Genomic DNA, 16,267 nt, shown 5'->3' on the forward strand with positions numbered 1-16,267 from the left:
CCTTCACAGCAACCCAAGTGGCAGTGCAGGCAAGCGTGTGGACGATCGGGTCGGCCATCTGAAGAAATTCCAGAAGGAGCTCTCCGCCGGCACCGTTTCGCTGGTGCTGCTGGCGGTGCTGGGGCAATCGAGGCAGCCGCTTTACGGCTATCAGATCGCCAAGCGGCTGGAAGAGCTGGGCGAGGGCGTGCTGGCAGGCAAGCAGAGCGCGCTCTACCCGGTGCTGCGCAACCTGGAGGCGGCCGGGTTGCTGGCCAGCGAAGTGGAGCCTTCGGTGAGCGGCCCGCCGCGCCGCTATTACCGCGTTACCAAGCCGGGGCGGGACGTGCTGCGCGAATGGGTCGCGGCCTGGAACGCCACGCGTGATTCCGTCGACAAGGTCCTTCAAGGAGAGGTGTGATGAACGCACCGCGCACGATCAACGAATATCTCGACCAACTGCGCGCCGCGCTGCGCGGCGCCGACCCGGCACTGGTGCAGGATGCGCTCTACGACGCCGAGGAACACCTGCGCGCCGAGCTGGCCGAACAGCCGGGCCGCAGCGAGGCGGACATGCTGGCCCACGTGGTCGGGAGCTACGGCGCACCGGAAGAGGTGGCCGAGCTCTACCGTGACCAGGAAATCAAAATCCAGCGCGCGTTGCGACCGCCGCTGCAGCCCAGGCGCCGCTCGCTGGCGGGGCGCTTCTTCGGCGTGGCGGCCGACCCTCGCACTTATGGCGCGCTGTTCTACATGGTGCTGGCGCTGGCCACGGGCATCTTCTATTTCACCTGGGCGGTCACCGGCGTGTCGCTGTCGGCCGGGCTGTCGGTGCTGATCGTCGGCTTGCCGTTCATCGTGCTGTTCTTCGGCTCGGTGCGGGTGCTCTCGCTGGTGGAGGGCCGGATCGTGGAGGCCATGCTGGGTGCGCGCATGCCACGGCGTCCGCCCTATCCGACGCGCGAGCTGACCCTGATGAAGCGCATCGGCGCCATGTTCACCGACGCGCGCACCTGGACCACGTTGCTGTACATGCTGCTGATGCTGCCGCTGGGTATCGTCTACTTCACCATTGCGGTGACGCTGATCTCGGTGGCGGTGGGCTTCATCGGCGCGCCGATCGCCTGGGCGTTCGCGCCGAGCTGGATCTCGGACGTGTACGTCAACGACCAGCCGGTCATCAACTGGGGCTTCGGCCAGCACGTGCCGGGCTGGGGCGACGCGATCGCGCTGTGCGTGCTGGGCGTGCTGCTGCTGTTCGCCACGCTGCACCTGGCGCGTGGCCTGGGCCGAATGCATGGGCAGGTCGCGCGGCACCTGCTGGTGCGCGGCTGAGCGTTGGTAGCAGGGTGGGCTTCGGCCCACCAGCGGGGCTCGCGGCAAGGCGTCTGGCGGGCTGAAGGCGCCCCGCGAGCCTGGTGAAGGTCAGAAATCCTCGCCGTCGACGATTTCCAGGCCCGCGTCCAGTCGGCGGGCTTCGGCTTCGGCGACCACCCGCACCGCATCGGCGCGCATGTCGTCCGGTGCGTCGACCTCGACCATGAAGACTTTGCCCTCGCTGTCGTCGACGAGGTTGGCCGAGCTGGAATCGTCGCGCACGCCCAGCATGAAGTCCTCGATCTCCTCGACGTGTTCGATGCCGTCGATGCCGTGCAGCACGGTGATGATCGAATCGGCGGCGTCACGGTTGCCGATGAGGCGCAGGCGGATCATGGACATGACTGGCTCCAGATGGGGCGGTTGCAAAAATGCTGGAGTGCCCCATGTATGCGTCGGGTGATTGCCAGGCCGTACCATGGGCTCTTTTCGCGACCGCCCAGCCCATGCCCAAGACCTACGATCGCGCCTATTTCGACAAGTGGTACCGCGACCCGCGCCACGCCGTCGCCTCGATCGCCGAACTCAGGCGAAAGGTGGCGCTGGCGGTCGCACAGGCGGAGTACTACCTGGGTCGCCCGCTGCGCAACGTGCTCGATGTCGGCTGCGGTGAGGCACCGTGGCGCGCGCCGCTGCGCGCACTGCGGCCGGGCGTGGAATACCGCGGACTGGACGCGAGCGCCTACGTGGTGGCCCGCTACGGGCGCAGCCGCAACGTCGGGCTGGCAAGTTTCGGCCAACTCGAGCACCTGCGCTTCGACAGCCGCTTCGACCTGATCGTGTGCACCGACGTGCTGCATTATCTCAGGCCCGGCGAGATCCGCGCCGGCCTGGCCGGCATCGGCGAGATGCTCGAGGGCGTGGCGTTCCTGGAGGTTTTCACCAGCCGCGACGACGTCGTCGGTGACCGCGAAGGGTTCCTGTCGCGGCCGCCCGCTTGGTACCTTCGCGAGTTCGCGCAGGCGGGCCTGATGCCGTGTGGCTCGCATTGCTACCTGGGGCCGCGGCTGGAGCGTCACGTGGCGGCGCTCGAGCGTGCAAGGGTCGCAGGCTAGGCATTCACGGCGCGGATGGAGGCGGGTCGCATAATCCGCCGTCTGCCGCCGCGGGTGCAGGTTGTTTTGGTTCGAGAGGTCAGTCATGTCGACAGGTGAGGAAAACTACAGCCGGATGGTGCAGGCGCTGGACACGCTTGCCATGGTTTTCCTCGATCCGCAGGGTCGGATCGCCAGCTGGAACGCAGGTGCCGAACGCATTTTCGGCTACGCCGCCGCCGACATCGTCGGCCAGCCTTTCGAGTCGCTGCAAACCCCGGAGAGCTGTGCGGCGGGCTTGCCGGAGCAGGCCCTTAAGGCGGCAAGGGATGACGGACGCGACGAGGAAACCGGTTGGCACCAGGGCAAGCACGGCCAGCGGGTGTGGGCGCGAACCATCCTGGAGGCCGTGCGTGACAGGGCGGGCAAGCTGGAGGGCTACGCCTACCTGGTCCGCGACATTCCCTGGCCGCACCAGTCCGACGACATGCTTGGCAGCAACGAGCAGCAGTTCAGCCTGCTCGTGCAGGGCGTGCGCGACTACGCCATCTACCTGCTCGACCCGGACGGTCATGTGGCCAGCTGGAATGCCGGCGCCCAGCGCATCAAGGGTTATCGCGCCGACGAGGTGCTGGGCAAGCACTTCAGCCATTTCTACGCGGACGAGGACGCCAAGGCCGGAAAGCCCGCCCGCAACCTCGCCGTCGCGCGCACGCAGGGCGTGTACGAGGGCGAGGGTTGGCGCCGGCGCAAGGATGGCTCGCTGTTCTTCGCGCATGTGGTGATCGACCGCCTGACCGACGACACGGGCCGGGTCGTGGGCTTTGCCAAGATCACCCGCGACGTGACCGAGAAGAAGCGGGCCGAAGAGGAACTGGCGGTCGCGCGCGAGGCGCTGTTCCAGTCGCAGAAATCCGAATCCATCGGCCAGCTCACCGGTGGCGTGGCGCACGACTTCAACAACTTGTTGATGGCGGTGATGGGCAACCTGGAGTTATTGCGCAAATGGTTGCCGCCGGCCGCGCGCCCGCAGCAGCTGCTGGACAACGCGATGGCCGGCGCGCAGCGTGGCGCGGCATTGACCCAGCGCATGCTCGCCTTCGCGCGGCGCCAGGAACTGCATCCGCGGCCGGTCGACGTGCCGCTGCTGGTGCATGGCATGGCGGACCTGATCCGACGCTCGCTGGGGCCGGAAATCCGCATCGGCACCAGTTTCCCGCTGCAGCTCCCGCGGATATTGATCGACCCCAACCAGCTGGAACTGGCGCTGCTCAACCTGGCCGTCAACGGCCGCGATGCCATGCCGCAAGGCGGCCGGCTGGAGATCGGGGCGCGCAGCGAGTGGGCCGGCGAGGGCCACTCGACCGCGCTGCCGCACGGCGAATACGTCTGCCTGTGGGTGGCCGACGAGGGCCACGGCATGGATCCGGACACCGTCCGGCGCGCCACGGAGCCGTTCTTCACCACCAAGGGCGTGGGCAAGGGCACCGGCCTGGGCCTGTCGATGGCCTATGGCCTGGCCGAGCAATCGGGCGGGCGCCTGCTGCTGCAGAGTCAGCCGGGCAGGGGCACCACGGTGGAAATCTGGTTGCCGGTCGCCGCCGCGACGTCCGACGCGACCGCGGTCGCCGAGGCGAGCGAGGACATCGATGCCCCGATGCATGCGGGCGAGCCGCTGAGCCTGCTGGTCGTGGACGACGACGAGCTCGTGCTGCTGAGCACGATGGCGATGGCCGAGGATCTCGGTCACGCCGTCCATGCCGTGCGTTCGGCCGAGGAGGCACTGGCGTACGTCGATGCCAAGGGCGAGGTCGACGTAGTCATCACGGACCAGGCGATGCCCGGCATCACCGGCATCCGGCTGGCCAAGCTCCTGCGCGATCGCGATCCGGGCCTGCCGATCGTGCTTGCTTCCGGCTATGCCGAGCTTCCCGGGGCGCCCGCCATGGAACTGGTGCGGCTGGGCAAACCCTTCACCAGGCGCGAACTGCATCGGGCCATCGCCGATGCCGCCGGCCAGCTCGGCGTGGCGGAAAGGGCTGGCTGAGCATTTTGCAGGCGTGATCGGCGGGCTTCGCGCCGCATCCTTCCGGGAACCTCACGTCCCCATGTCCCGCCTGCGCTAAAGTGCCCTGGCTGGTCGCAGGAACGAGGTGGTTTGCCATGCAGCACCGCGCGGATCCGTTCTCCACGCAGGCGTGCGCCGGAATGCCGTTTGGCAGCGAGGAGCGCCTGGAGCTGGCGACGCGCGCGGCCAAGCTGGGCATCTGGGACTGGAACCTGCTCGACAACACGTTCGTCTATTCCCCCCGCGCCCGCGAGATCTGCGGCTTGCCGCCGGGCGACGAACCGTTGCGCCTGGAACAGCTGCAGGCACGCACCCATCCGGACGACCTGCCGCGCACGCATGGCATGTTGCTGCGCGCGCTCGATCCACAGATCCGCGAGCGCGTGCCCTTCGAATACCGCGTGGTGCACGATGACGGCGAGGTACGCTGGGTGATCGCGCATGGCCAGGCGTTGTTCGCGCCCGTCGATGGCGAGGTCCGCGCGGTGCGCTACATCGGCACGTTGCAGGACGTCAGCGAGTGGCGCCAGCTGCGTGCGGCGCTGGAAACCAGCCAGGCGCGGCTGCACCTGGCCATCGAAGCCGGGCGCATGGCGGTGTGGGAAGCGGACCTGCGCAACGAGACGCTCGTCGGCTCGCCCGAACTCAACCGCCTGCTCGGCTTTCCCGAGGACGCCACGCCCACGATGGAGCAGATTCGCGCCGGCTACCCCGCTGGCGAACGCGAGCGTCTGCAGGCGTGCATGGTCGATGCGCTGGCCCATGGCGAGCGCTTCATCGAGACAGAGTTTCGCTATGTCTGCCCCGGTGGCGAAGGGCGCGCGCTGCTGCTGCGTGCCGAGATCCACGCGCAGGACGGCCAGCCGGCGAAGGCGATGGGCGTGCTGATGGACGTCACCGACCGCCGCCGCGCCGAGGATGCGCTGCGCGCCAGCGAAGCGCGGCTGAAACTCGCCCAGCGGGTGGGCAAGATCGGCGTATGGGACTGGGAGCTGCCGTCGGGCGACGCCAGCTGGTCGCGCGAGATGTACGTGCTGTTCGGGCTTGACCCGGACGCGGGGATCACGCCCGAAGAGGCCTGGCTTGCCACCGTGTACGAGGAAGACCGCGTGGCCGTCGACGAGGCGGTCCGCCGCAGCACCGAAAGCGGCCAGCCGCTGGACATCGAATTCCGCATCCGCACCCACGGCGAGACCCGCTGGATCCTCTCCAAGGGCACGCCCGTCATCGGTTCCGATGGCGGGCGCCGGATGATCGGCGTCAACCAGGACGTCACCGGCGCGCACCGCGAGCGGACCGCGCTGGAGGATCGCAACCGTGCGCTGCAGGAGGCGGCGCTGCGGATCGGGCGCGAGCGCGAGCGGGTGTTCGAGCTCAGCCGCGACCTGTTCGCGGTGGCCGGGTTCGACGGCTACTTCAAGGTCATCAATCCCTCCTGGACCCGCATCCTGGGCTACGACAGCGAGACCCTGCTCGCGCGGCCTTTCCTGGATTTCATCCATCCGGAGGACCGGGCCACCGCCGATGCCGTGCTGGCATGCCTGCGCCGCGGGCACGTGGCTCCGCCGTTCGAGAACCGTATGCGGTGCGAGCACGGCGGCTGGCGCTGGATCGCCTGGACCGCAGTGGCCGAGCATGACCGCATCTACGCGGTCGGGCGCGACGTCACCCAGGAGAAGCTCGCCGCGCACGAACTGGAGGCGGCCAACCGCCAGTTGCGCAACCAGATCGAAGGCCGCGAGCGGGTCGAGGCGACGTTGCGCCAGATGCAGCGGCTGGAGGCGGTCGGCCAGCTCACCTCCGGCGTGGCGCACGACTTCAACAACCTGCTCACCATCGTGCTGGGCAACCTCGACCTGATCGAAATGACGGTGGACGATCCCAAGGTGCGCCGGCGGCTGGACCTGATGCGCCAAGCCGCGCTGCGGGGCGCCACGCTGACCTCGCAGCTGCTCGCGTTCTCGCGCCGGCAGCGGCTGGAGCCCAAGGTGGTCGACTTGAACGGCACCGTCCAGGGCATGAGCGAGCTGCTCCGCAGCACCATGGGCGGCAGCGTTGCGGTGGCGGCACACCTGCAACCGGGTTTGTGGAGCGCGTTGGTCGATCCGACCCAGATCGAACTGGTGATCCTCAACCTCGCGATCAACGCACGCGACGCCATGCCGGTGGGCGGCAGCCTTGCCATCGAGACGGCCAATGCCTCGCTCACCGACGAGCCCCGAGTACCCGGCGAGCCGACGCCGGGCGACTACGTGGTCATTTCGGTCACCGATACCGGCACCGGCATGAGCGAGGAAGTGCGCGCGCACGCGTTCGAGCCGTTCTTCACCACCAAGGGCGTGGGCAAGGGGTCCGGGCTGGGCCTGGCACAGGTGCTCGGGTTTGCGCAGCAGTCCGGCGGCGGCGTGCGCATCGAGAGCCGGCCGGATGCCGGAACCACCGTGCGCGTCTACCTGCCGCGCGCGCAGGCAGGCGTGGCCGTGGAGCCGGCGATGGCCGACAACCACACCCACGCCGAGCCGCTGCCACAGCGCCGGTTCGCGCTGCTGGTCGATGACGACAGCGCGGTCCGCGACGTCACCGCCGCGCGGCTGCGCCAGCTCGGCTTCGAGGTGCTGGAGGCCGGGTCTGGCGGCGCGGCGCTGGATCTGCTGGACCGTTCGGCGCAGGTGGACCTGCTGGTGGCGGACTTCGCCATGCCCGGCATGAACGGCGTGGAGGTTGCCCAGCAGGCCCGCGCACGCCGGCCCGAACTGCCCGTGCTGTTCGTTACCGGCTATGCCGACCAGACCGCATTGGCGGGCGTCGGCGAGGAGCGGGTGGTGCAGAAACCGTTCCGCGACGACGAGCTGGAACGCAAGGTACTGGCGGTAGTGGGCGCGTGACCTGCGCCGTCCCTTGCCGGGGCTCGAGAGCTTCCGCAAGGGCAAGCTTCGGGACGGTAGGAATCCGCAGCTCGCATGCCTACCATGCAAGGGGTGTCCCCTCGCAAAGGTGCTCCTGTGAACCGATCGCTCGCCTACGCCATCGCCGCGGCCTTGCTCGCGCCCGCGCTCGCCAGCCCCGCATGGTCCACCGACCTGCCGACGTTCGACCCGCACCGCCTGTCGCAGGAGGTCAGGACTCTCTCCTCCGACGCCTTCGAAGGGCGCGGCCCGGCCACGGCGGGCGAAACGAAGACGGTCGACTACGTGGTCGCGCGGTTCAAGGACGCCGGTCTTTCGCCGGGCGGCGCCATCGTCGACGGCAAGCGCACCTGGACCCAGCCGGTGCCGCTGGGCCGCTTCGAGATCGCCGGTACGCCCACGTTCTCGCTGAGCGAGGACGGCAAGGCCATGGCCCTGACCCAGGGCGAGCAGATCGCCGTGCGCGCGGCGATGGACGGCAGCCGCAAGGTCGACATCGAGAACGCGCCGCTGGTGTTCGTCGGCTACGGCGTCAAGGCACCCGAGCGCCACTGGGACGACTTCAAGGGCGTGGACCTCAAGGGCAAGATCGGCGTGGTGCTGGTCAACGATCCGGACTTCGAGACCGGCCGCGGCGACTTCGGCGGCAAGGCAATGACCTACTACGGCCGCTGGACCTACAAGTACGAGGAAGCCGCGCGCCAGGGCGCGCTGGGGATGCTGGTGGTGCACGAGACCGCACCGGCCTCCTACGGCTGGGCCACGGTGAAGAATTCCAACACCAACGTGCAGTTCGACATCGTGCGGGACAAGCCGGCCGCCGAGCACCCCACGCTGGAAGGCTGGATCCAGCACGACCTGGCGGTGCAGATGTTCAAGGCCGCGGGGCTGGATTTCGCCGCGCTCAAGAAGCGGGCGCAGAGGCGCGACTTCAAGCCGGTGACGCTCGATGGCGTGACCTTCTCGGCGCACTACGACGTCGACGCCAAGGTGATCACCTCGCAGAACATCGTCGGCCGCGTCGAGGGCGCCAAACGCCCGGACGAGACGGTGATCTACAGTGCGCACTGGGACCACCTGGGCGTGGGCGCGCCGGACGCCAAGGGCGACCGCATCTACAACGGCGCGGTCGACAACGCTACAGGCACCGCAGCGCTGATCGAGCTGGGACGCGCCTTTGCGCGTGCGCCGCGGCCCGAGCGTTCGGTCGTGTTCCTGGCGGTGACCGCCGAGGAAAAGGGCCTGCTGGGTTCGGAGTACTACGCCACGCATCCGCTGTACCCGGTCGGCAAGACCGTGGCCGACATCAACACCGACGCGCTCGACCCGAGCGGCCCCGCGCGCAACTTTTCCATTTCCGGCAACGCGAAGCTCGGGCTGCTCGATCGCCTGATCGCGCTGGCGAAGACCTACGGCATGAGCTACGCGCCCGATCCGCACCCGGAGGCAGGCAGCTTCTTCCGCTCCGATCATTTCTCCTTTGCGAAGCAGGGCATCCCGGCGATCTCGTTCGAATCGGGCAACGACCTGGTCAAGGGCGGCAAGGCGGCGGGCGAGGCCGCGGGCAAGCTCTACAACCGCGAGCACTACCACCAGCCCTCGGACGAATGGCAGGCCAGCTGGACGTTCACCGGCATGGCGCACGACCTGCGGCTGCTTTACCAGCTCGGCTACCAGCTCGCCGGCTCGGACGCCTGGCCGGCTTGGTCGAAGGATTCGGAATTCCGCGCGGTGCGCGAGAAGACGGCCGACCAGCGCAAGTGAGGGCCGGGGGATCGCGCCCCCGTCCCGCCTGTCGGCGCCTTCCCCCGTAAACGGGGGAAGGCCCGCACTAGGGTGTGGCACCTCGCACACTGATCGACCGACGCCCGAGCACGCGCCCCTGTGCGTCGGTCGCCAACAGCCGATAGTCGCCCGGACGCAGGTAAAGGTCGCTGGCCGACGCGCCAAGGGTGGGACGCAACAGGCGGCCGGTCGGCCCCTGGCGCGGCGGTGGATCGAACACCAGCCGGTCGGCCGGGATTGCCGCATCCGTCTCGTTGGCGTAGCGCGCTTCGACCAGGCAGGGATAGTCGGATCGGCAGATTTCATCGCCATCCACCGGAACCGGCTTGCGCAGGCCGTCCAGCGCGAGCCAGGTCGGGCGGCCACGACGCAGCGTTTCGGGCGGAAACAACACGCTCACGTCGTAGCCGTCGCGCAGCGCCCACGGCTTGCCCTCCACATCGAGGAACACCATCGGTTGCACGGGTTTGAGCCGCGCCACCAACGCCGCGTAGTAGGGATGATCGTGTGTGGCATCCGGATGCGGCACCAGCATGGTCTGCTCGACCGTCAGCGGGTCGATGCCACTCAACGTGCGCAGGTGTTCGGCCATCGACTGGCCGCCGAGGTACTTGCCGCTTTCCTGGATATGCCCGTAGCCGGCGTCGACCACCAGTCGCGCCTTCGGGTTGGCCTTGAACACGCGCTCGTAGAGGTTGCGCGCCTGCGAGCGCTCGCGCGCATCGCCGCTGTCGCCGCCCTCGGCTTCGTAGGCCACCACGCGATAGCCAAGCCTGAGCGCGGTACGCACCATCTCCGCGCAGAGCGGTTCGTTCGTGTAGAAGCCGGTGCCCTCGACCGGCCAGCCGCGCGCCTGCAGCTTGTCGTCGCTGGAATAAAGGGTCTCGGCAGCGAAGGTATCGAATCCTTCCTCGCGCAGCCTTGCGAGCAGTTCGATGGTCAGCGTGCGGGTCAGCGGCACGTGGTGGATCTCGTTGAAGAAGACCGCCTGCCGGCCGCGTGCGAGCCTGGCGATCGCATCGATCGCCGGTTGCGCCCGCATACCCGGGCCGAGCGGCAGGGCATGGTCGCCGGGCAACTGCGTTTCCTGCACCGAGAAACTTGCGGCGGCGTTCGGGTAATCGCCGATATAGGTCTGGTACCAGGCCAGGTACTGGCCGAAGATCACCGGAAAGGCCGGGTTGCGGTCGCCCTCGAACATGGCCGAGAGCATGGTCTCGTAGCGCCCCAGCAGCGACTTGCGGCGATCGGCCTGGCGCATGATGCGGTCGGCCTTGTCCGCCGCTTCCATCTGCAGCGCGTACCAGCGCTCGGGTGTCATCGCCGGCTTGTCCTGCCTGGGCATGGCGATGGCCATGCCGATCGTGAGCAGCAGACAGGCGACGCAGGTGGCAAGGCGGCAGGAGGACATCGTCGGGGACTCCGTGCGTGTCGCAGAGTCTGTACCAAAAGCCGTCCCCATGTAGCGTCCTGGACAGGACGTCGTAGGGTCGGCTTCAGCCCATCATCGGCACGCAGAGGGTGGGGTGAAGTCCACCCTACGGAGTTGGCCGCACGCGGAACGCCAGGCTGATCCGCGGCCCCATGGCCGCGCGCTGCTTGGGAATGCCGTGGTCGTAATGGAACTGGCTGGCGTAGTCCATCAGCAGCAGGCTGCCGGCGGCCAGGTCAAGGTGCAGCACGCGCCGTGGCGGGCGCTTGGCGCGGATCACCATCTCGCGCGTGGCGCCCAGCGACAGCAGGGCGATCGGGTAGCCGCGCACCAGATCCTCCAGCTTGTCGTTGTGTGGCGCCACGCTGTCGTGCTCGTCGCGGTAGAGGTTCAACCCCACGCTGGTGAAAGGTGCATCGACTTCCGCGCGGACCGCCGCGAGCACTTCGTGCAGCGGCGCGGGCAGGGCGGGATCGGCCAGGTCGAAGTGCGCGCGCAGGCGCGGCACATCCACCTCGCGCTCGTACATCACGCGGCGACCGCCGCGCCAGGCAATACCCTCGAACAGCTGCGTGAACCACGCTTGCGCCGTTTCGGCCGGCACCACGTCCGGGGTGTAGGCGACCCGACCGCTGGCATCGTCGAAGAGCACCTGCGGGCCGGCGGCGAACAGCGAGAACGAGGCCATGGCGCCCTCACCCTTTCGGCGCGTTTTCCCGCGCGATGGCATGCTGGCGCGCCCGCCAGGTTTCGGTGGTCTGCGGCTTGACGAACAGCGAGGTCACCTCTTCGTGGCAGCTCTTGACCGCCTTCTCGATGCGGTTGATGCATTGCTCGATCTGCGGCGTGGTGAGCCGGTCCTCGAACTCGGCGCTCAAGGCCGCGACCACGGTGTGTGGGCCCATCTGCACGGTCAGCACGCCGTTGACGTGGCCTACGCCCGGATCGTTGGCGGCGATCTCCAGCAGCGATTCGCGCAGCCGCGGATGCGCCGGCTCACCAAGCAGCAGCCCCTTGCTCTCGCGCGCGAGCAGGCTCGCGGAGATCGCCAGCACGATCGCGATGCCGATCGAGGCTGCGCCGTCGAGCTCCGGCCTGTCGAACACGCGGGCGCACACCACGCCGGCGAGCGCGATCAGCAGGCCCAGAAGAGCGGCCGAATCTTCCAGCAGCACGGTGAAGGTGGTCGGGTCCTTACTCTTGCGGAAGGCTTCGAAGTAGCCCATCGATCCCTTGGCCGCACGAAACTCCCGCAGTGCCAGGTACCACGAACTCCCCTCGAACAGCATCGACACGCCCAGCACGATGTAGTTGATCCGCGGATCGGTCATGGGTTCGGGATGGCGCAGGTGGTTCACGCCTTCGAACAACGATACGCCCGCGCCCAGCGCGAACACCAGCAACGCGACGATGAAACTCCAGAAGTAGAGCTCGCGGCCATGGCCGAACGGATGCACGGCGTCCGGCGGCCGGGCCGCCTGGCGCATGCCGTAGAGCAGCAGCAGTTCGTTGGATGTGTCGACCAGCGAGTGCACGCCCTCGCTGAGCATCGCCGAACTGCCGGAAATGCCCGCCGCCACGAATTTGGCGATGGCGATGGCCAGGTTGCCGGCAAGCGCGGCGTACACGACCAGGCGCGAGTTGGACGAGGAGGAGGACATCGTCAGCTCTCCACGTAGCGTCGCTGGCACAGCTCGCAGAAGAAGCTGCGCCGGTTGGTCTTGCCAAGGTACGCGCGATGGAACTTCACGTGGTCGCGCGGGCAGATGCTTTTGTTGTGTGCCAGCCAGTGCTTGCGCAGCACGAACGCGCGCTTCCATTCGAGGAACTCGAAGCTGTACTGGCGCGCCTGCTCGACCAGCTCGCGCAGCTTGCGGGGCGGCAGCGCGCCGACGGTCGAGAGCGGGTGCGTGCGGATGCGGAACAGCACCTCGTTCTTGATGATGTTGCCCACGCCGGCGAAGACGTCCTGGTCGAGCAGCGCATCGCAGGCGAGCGTGTCCGGCATGGCGCGCAGGCGCTTGCGCGCGAGCGCCGGGTCCCAGTCATCGGACATCACGTCGGCGCGCCAGTCATAAAGATCGTCGAGGTCGCCATCCAGCAGGCGAACCGAGCAGCTGTAGAAGTTGAGCTCGCCCTCGTCGAACTGCAGGCTGAGCCTCGGGGCGGCGTCCTTGCGCTCGTTGATGCGGTAGCTGCCGAACATCAACAGGTGGATGCGGATGGTCACGTCGGGAAGCTCGATGAGCGTCTGCTTGCCGAAGCTGCGGAAGGCCACCACGGGCTCGCCGGCGAGCCGGGTCATGTCGATCTTGGCGTTGCCCTCGGCGCGGCGGATCCTGCACCCGGTGAAGGGTGCCAACTCTCCCCGCAGAATGACGATCGAAGGGCCCTCGGGCACGGATCACCTGTCGTGGCTGCCTTGGCGCATTCTGGGCGGGAAGGGGACACGTCCAGGTGAATGCGCCGCGGGCTCTCCTACAAAGAGCGGAGCATGCGCTGCAGTTCGATGGCGTTGCCTGTCGCGTGGCCCATTGCGGTGTTGTCGAAGATGCACCACGCCTGTGGTGCGCGCCGCAAGCGCCGGGCCACGCGTTCGAGCACCGGTGACGGGTAGGCGTCGTAGTACGTTCGCGGCGATCCATGCAGCCTGAAGTAGATGCGCTGGCGGTCGCCGCCGGGGAGCGCGGCGCGCGGCACGCGTGCCGGATCGGCCGCCACGCGCGAGACCGCCAGTTGGCGCAGTGCGTGGTCGACACTTCCGGTGAACCACGAGGCGTGGCGGGGCTCGCACGCCAGCGGCCCGTCGTGGTGTTCGCGCAGGTGCTCGAAGAAGGGGAGGGCGACTGCCGGGTCGAACACCAGGCTTGGCGGCAGCTGCAACAACAACCAGCCCAGCTTGTCGCCGAGTTCGCCAACCTGGTCCAGGAACGCGGTCACCAGCCCGTCGCAAGCCTGCAGTCGGCACTCGTGACTGATCGCCTTGGGCATCTTGGCGGCGAAGCGGAAGTGCGCCGGCACGCTGTCCGCCCATCGGCGCCAGGTCGCCGGGCGATGCGGGCGGTAGAAGCTGGAGTTGATCTCCGCGCAGTCGAACACCTGCGCGTAGCGCTCCAGCGTGCTGCCTTCGGTCGGAAACGCCGCGGCGTGCGCCTTGGGGATCGACCAGCCGGCGCAGCCGATGCGGATGGCGATCACGCCATCACCCACCGAAACCCGTCGCTTCCCGCGGGAGCCCGCGTGCGGGCCCCTGCGATTGGCGTACCGCCCGTGCAACGCTCAGCCCTTCGGCTTGCGGAACCGGTACATGAACTGGTCGGTGTGCCCGCGGATCGACTTGTCGAACACCTTGATGTCGTGCGGATCGGCCGGGTTGCGCAGCGCGTCGCTCTCACCGTCGAACACGAAGCCCGCCGATTCGGCCTGCTTCCGGACGATGGCCGGGTCGATGCGATGCAGCGTGTCGGTGTCGCGCATGCCCGAGCCGGCCGGCGCGACGTGGTCGATAACGATGAAGACGCCGCCGGGCTTGAGCACCTTGTAGACCTGTTTGTCGAGCACCACCGGATCGACGTTGCCCATGAACTTGTCCGGGTAGTCGTGGTAGTTCTGCGAGGTGAACACCACGTCGACCGATTCGGGCGCATCCAGCTTGGCGGCCGGCTGAGTCAGCATGCTGACGTTCGCGTAGTGCGGCTGTTGGGCGAGCTTGCGCAGGTTGGCCACGTCCGATTGCGACTCGGCGGCGTACTCGTTCGGCCAGAGCGCGTAGACGTGGCCCTTGGGTCCGACCACGCCGCTGAACACGCGGGTGAAATAGCCGCTGCCGGGAATCAGTTCCAGCACCTTGTCGCCCGGTTGGACCTCGGCGAAGGCCATCACCTGCGCGATCTTGCGGCGGGCGTCGTCGGCGCGGTCGGCCTGGCGACCCGGGTCGTTGATCGCCGCGGCGAGGTACGGCGGCTGTGCGTGTTGCGCGGCGGTCTGCGCGGCTGGTGCGGCGTGCACGGCCGGCAGGGCGATGGCGATCACGGCGGCGAGGACGAGCGTGCGCATGTCAGGCTCCTTCGGGGTTGGGTGTGCGATTGTGCGCCTGGCGCGGCGGCAGGATGGCCGTGACTTCTGGGGGAGGGCGCGGCCGTCCCACGCGGCGTTTCCCGATGGGCGGACACGCTGAAAGAGCCCGGCCGGGGCCAGGCTCGCCCGGTTTCGCCGATCCCGCTTCAGGCCTTCCCTGGCCCGGCCCGCATCCCTGCCCGTACGTCCGGGCTTGCGCTCAGTCGGCGCCACCCGAGGAGTTCGGCGTGGTCGAGGTCGGCGGCGGCATCGCCGTCGACGAGGCCGGTGGCATGGTGGCCGGGGGCGTCATCGCGGTGGATGCAGGGGGCGGTGTCATCGGCGTGGTCGGCTGGGTGGGCGTCATCGCCGGCGCGGTCGACGGGGCGGCTGCGCCCGGCTCGGCGTTGTCGTTGGTGCCGTGGTTGCAGGCGGCCAGCGCGAACGTGGAAGCCAGCAGCAGGCTCCAGCACAACAGGCGGGTCTTCATGGGCATGCTCCTCCGATAAATTCGGTCAGTGCGGCTGGGATACGGCGCGGGTGACTTCCTGCTGCAGCGAACGGGCGTCGGTGCGCTCCAGGTCCGCCAGCGAGACGATGCCGCAGAGGGCACCCTTGGCGTCGACCACCGGCACCCGCCGGATCTGCTGGCGTTCCATCAGCTTGGCGCAGTCCTGCAGGCTCGCGTCCTCCTTGATCACGATCGGCGGCGCGGTCATGCAGTCCTGCACGCGCACGTCCAGCGGATTGCGGCCGGCGGCGAGCGTGCGCACGACGATGTCGCGGTCGGTGATCACCCCGATCGGGTGGCGGTCCAGGTCGACTACCGGGATCTCGCCGACGTCCTCGTCGCGCATGGCGCGGGCGACTTCATCCAGCGGCGAGGTGGCCAGGCAGAATTTCGGATTGCGGGTCATCACGCGGTCGAGATCCATGGGTACTCCGGGCGGCGGCGAACGGGGACGGATGGATGTTCCTCGCGCCCGGTTGAATGCGGTGTGCGCGGACCATGAAGGGGGCGTTTAATGGCCGTCTTGCCGTTGCTCCTGTTCCTTTCCCGAAGGGAGCGGATCTGTCCTTCCCGCAGGCAGACGGACTGGGTGCGCGCGCTAGCTCAGCGCCGTCGGCTCATCGAACGGCAGTGGCGTGCCGCCTGCGCGAGCGAGTGCCGGCTCGGCGCGCACCAGCTGTTCCTTGTCGCCGTCCAGCACCACCAGGACGCGGCCGGCCTCGATCTCCTCCTCGAATTTGCGCCGCACCGGGTCGGGCACGGAGGCGCCTACCAGCGCACCGGTCCAGCCACCGGTCAGCGCGCCGGCGACGGTCAGCCCGGCCACGCCCGCCACGGTGATGCCCACGGGCGGGATCGCCACGGCCACCAGCCCGGCCAGCAGGCCGACCGCGCCACCGCCGACCACGCCGCGCAGCGCAGCAGGATAGAAATCGCTTCCGGCTTCCTTGTGCTGCTCCGGTGTCGCCTCGAGTTCAATGTCGGAGCGGGCGATCAGCGAGATGTCCTCCTCGGGCACGCCTGCGGCGCGCGCGGCCTGCATGACGGTCCTGGCGGCCTCGACATTGGGTGTGCTGAACACATGGCGGGTTTTCATGGCGCTCCTCGCGAAGGGAATGG

Annotated in this window: 16 protein-coding genes; 6 read left to right on the top strand and 10 right to left on the bottom strand. The window is 68.6% G+C overall.

What is annotated here, in order from left to right:
- Nucleotides 1–37: 37 nt before the first annotated feature.
- Together ACFWZ1_RS06650 and ACFWZ1_RS06655 are read left to right on the top strand one after the other, a co-directional pair.
- Nucleotides 38–400 carry a PadR family transcriptional regulator gene (locus ACFWZ1_RS06650; protein ID WP_231324850.1) on the top strand — a complete coding sequence of 121 codons (363 nt, stop codon included), beginning with the start codon at nucleotides 38–40 and terminating at the stop codon, nucleotides 398–400.
- A complete protein-coding gene (locus ACFWZ1_RS06655; protein WP_231324852.1) occupies nucleotides 400–1,314 on the top strand; it encodes a sensor domain-containing protein in 915 nt (304 codons plus the stop codon). Before ACFWZ1_RS06650 ends, ACFWZ1_RS06655 begins: the two co-directional genes overlap by 1 nt.
- Before the next feature lie 90 nt (nucleotides 1,315–1,404).
- On the opposite strand, the gene ACFWZ1_RS06660 is transcribed toward ACFWZ1_RS06655, so the two are convergent.
- Nucleotides 1,405–1,698 carry a hypothetical protein gene (locus tag ACFWZ1_RS06660; RefSeq protein ID WP_439665843.1) on the bottom strand — a complete coding sequence of 98 codons (294 nt, stop codon included), beginning with the start codon at nucleotides 1,696–1,698 and terminating at the stop codon, nucleotides 1,405–1,407.
- Nucleotides 1,699–1,802: 104 nt separating this feature from the next.
- On the opposite strand from ACFWZ1_RS06660, the gene ACFWZ1_RS06665 reads away from it, so the two are divergent.
- The 4 genes from ACFWZ1_RS06665 (at nucleotide 1,803) to ACFWZ1_RS06680 (ending at nucleotide 9,128) form a co-directional block, all read left to right on the top strand.
- Nucleotides 1,803–2,411 carry a class I SAM-dependent DNA methyltransferase gene (locus tag ACFWZ1_RS06665; protein WP_439665844.1) on the top strand — a complete coding sequence of 203 codons (609 nt, stop codon included), beginning with the start codon at nucleotides 1,803–1,805 and terminating at the stop codon, nucleotides 2,409–2,411.
- Nucleotides 2,412–2,496: 85 nt separating this feature from the next.
- Nucleotides 2,497–4,437: a PAS domain S-box protein gene (locus ACFWZ1_RS06670; protein ID WP_439665845.1), complete on the top strand. Its 1,941-nt coding sequence runs from the start codon at nucleotides 2,497–2,499 to the stop codon at nucleotides 4,435–4,437.
- Between the two features lie 116 nt (nucleotides 4,438–4,553).
- Nucleotides 4,554–7,343 carry a PAS domain-containing protein gene (locus ACFWZ1_RS06675; RefSeq protein WP_439665846.1) on the top strand — a complete coding sequence of 930 codons (2,790 nt, stop codon included), beginning with the start codon at nucleotides 4,554–4,556 and terminating at the stop codon, nucleotides 7,341–7,343.
- An 84-nt stretch (nucleotides 7,344–7,427) separates the two neighbouring features.
- Nucleotides 7,428–9,128, top strand: coding sequence for a M28 family metallopeptidase (locus ACFWZ1_RS06680; protein ID WP_439666880.1), 1,701 nt, complete (start codon nucleotides 7,428–7,430; stop codon nucleotides 9,126–9,128).
- Nucleotides 9,129–9,195: 67 nt separating this feature from the next.
- On the opposite strand, the gene ACFWZ1_RS06685 is transcribed toward ACFWZ1_RS06680, so the two are convergent.
- From ACFWZ1_RS06685 to ACFWZ1_RS06725, 9 genes are all read right to left on the bottom strand, one after another.
- Nucleotides 9,196–10,560, bottom strand: coding sequence for a hypothetical protein (locus tag ACFWZ1_RS06685; protein ID WP_439665847.1), 1,365 nt, complete (start codon nucleotides 10,558–10,560; stop codon nucleotides 9,196–9,198).
- A 127-nt stretch (nucleotides 10,561–10,687) separates the two neighbouring features.
- Complete coding sequence (locus ACFWZ1_RS06690; RefSeq protein WP_439665848.1) at nucleotides 10,688–11,269, bottom strand: alpha-ketoglutarate-dependent dioxygenase AlkB; 582 nt, start codon at nucleotides 11,267–11,269, stop codon at nucleotides 10,688–10,690.
- 7 nt (nucleotides 11,270–11,276) lie between these two features.
- Nucleotides 11,277–12,242 (bottom strand): cation diffusion facilitator family transporter, encoded by a 966-nt coding sequence (locus ACFWZ1_RS06695; RefSeq protein ID WP_439665849.1) that lies wholly within the window; start codon nucleotides 12,240–12,242, stop codon nucleotides 11,277–11,279.
- A 2-nt stretch (nucleotides 12,243–12,244) separates the two neighbouring features.
- A complete protein-coding gene (locus ACFWZ1_RS06700; protein ID WP_439665850.1) occupies nucleotides 12,245–12,982 on the bottom strand; it encodes a DNA-formamidopyrimidine glycosylase family protein in 738 nt (245 codons plus the stop codon).
- 77 nt (nucleotides 12,983–13,059) lie between these two features.
- Nucleotides 13,060–13,770, bottom strand: coding sequence for a DUF72 domain-containing protein (locus ACFWZ1_RS06705; RefSeq protein ID WP_439666881.1), 711 nt, complete (start codon nucleotides 13,768–13,770; stop codon nucleotides 13,060–13,062).
- Nucleotides 13,771–13,860: 90 nt separating this feature from the next.
- Nucleotides 13,861–14,637, bottom strand: coding sequence for a class I SAM-dependent methyltransferase (locus ACFWZ1_RS06710; RefSeq protein WP_439665851.1), 777 nt, complete (start codon nucleotides 14,635–14,637; stop codon nucleotides 13,861–13,863).
- A gap of 220 nt (nucleotides 14,638–14,857) precedes the next feature.
- Entirely contained in the window at nucleotides 14,858–15,127 is a 270-nt protein-coding gene (locus ACFWZ1_RS06715; RefSeq protein WP_231324869.1) for a hypothetical protein, read from the bottom strand.
- Between the two features lie 25 nt (nucleotides 15,128–15,152).
- The gene (locus tag ACFWZ1_RS06720; RefSeq protein WP_231324871.1) at nucleotides 15,153–15,572 is read right to left on the bottom strand and encodes a CBS domain-containing protein; all 420 of its coding nucleotides are present in this window, start codon (nucleotides 15,570–15,572) and stop codon (nucleotides 15,153–15,155) included.
- A 174-nt stretch (nucleotides 15,573–15,746) separates the two neighbouring features.
- Nucleotides 15,747–16,244 carry a hypothetical protein gene (locus tag ACFWZ1_RS06725; RefSeq protein ID WP_231324873.1) on the bottom strand — a complete coding sequence of 166 codons (498 nt, stop codon included), beginning with the start codon at nucleotides 16,242–16,244 and terminating at the stop codon, nucleotides 15,747–15,749.
- Nucleotides 16,245–16,267: the final 23 nt, after the last annotated feature.

The organism is Frateuria sp. GZRe14, from assembly GCF_051900395.1.
Classification (GTDB): domain Bacteria; phylum Pseudomonadota; class Gammaproteobacteria; order Xanthomonadales; family Rhodanobacteraceae; genus Frateuria_A; species Frateuria_A edaphi.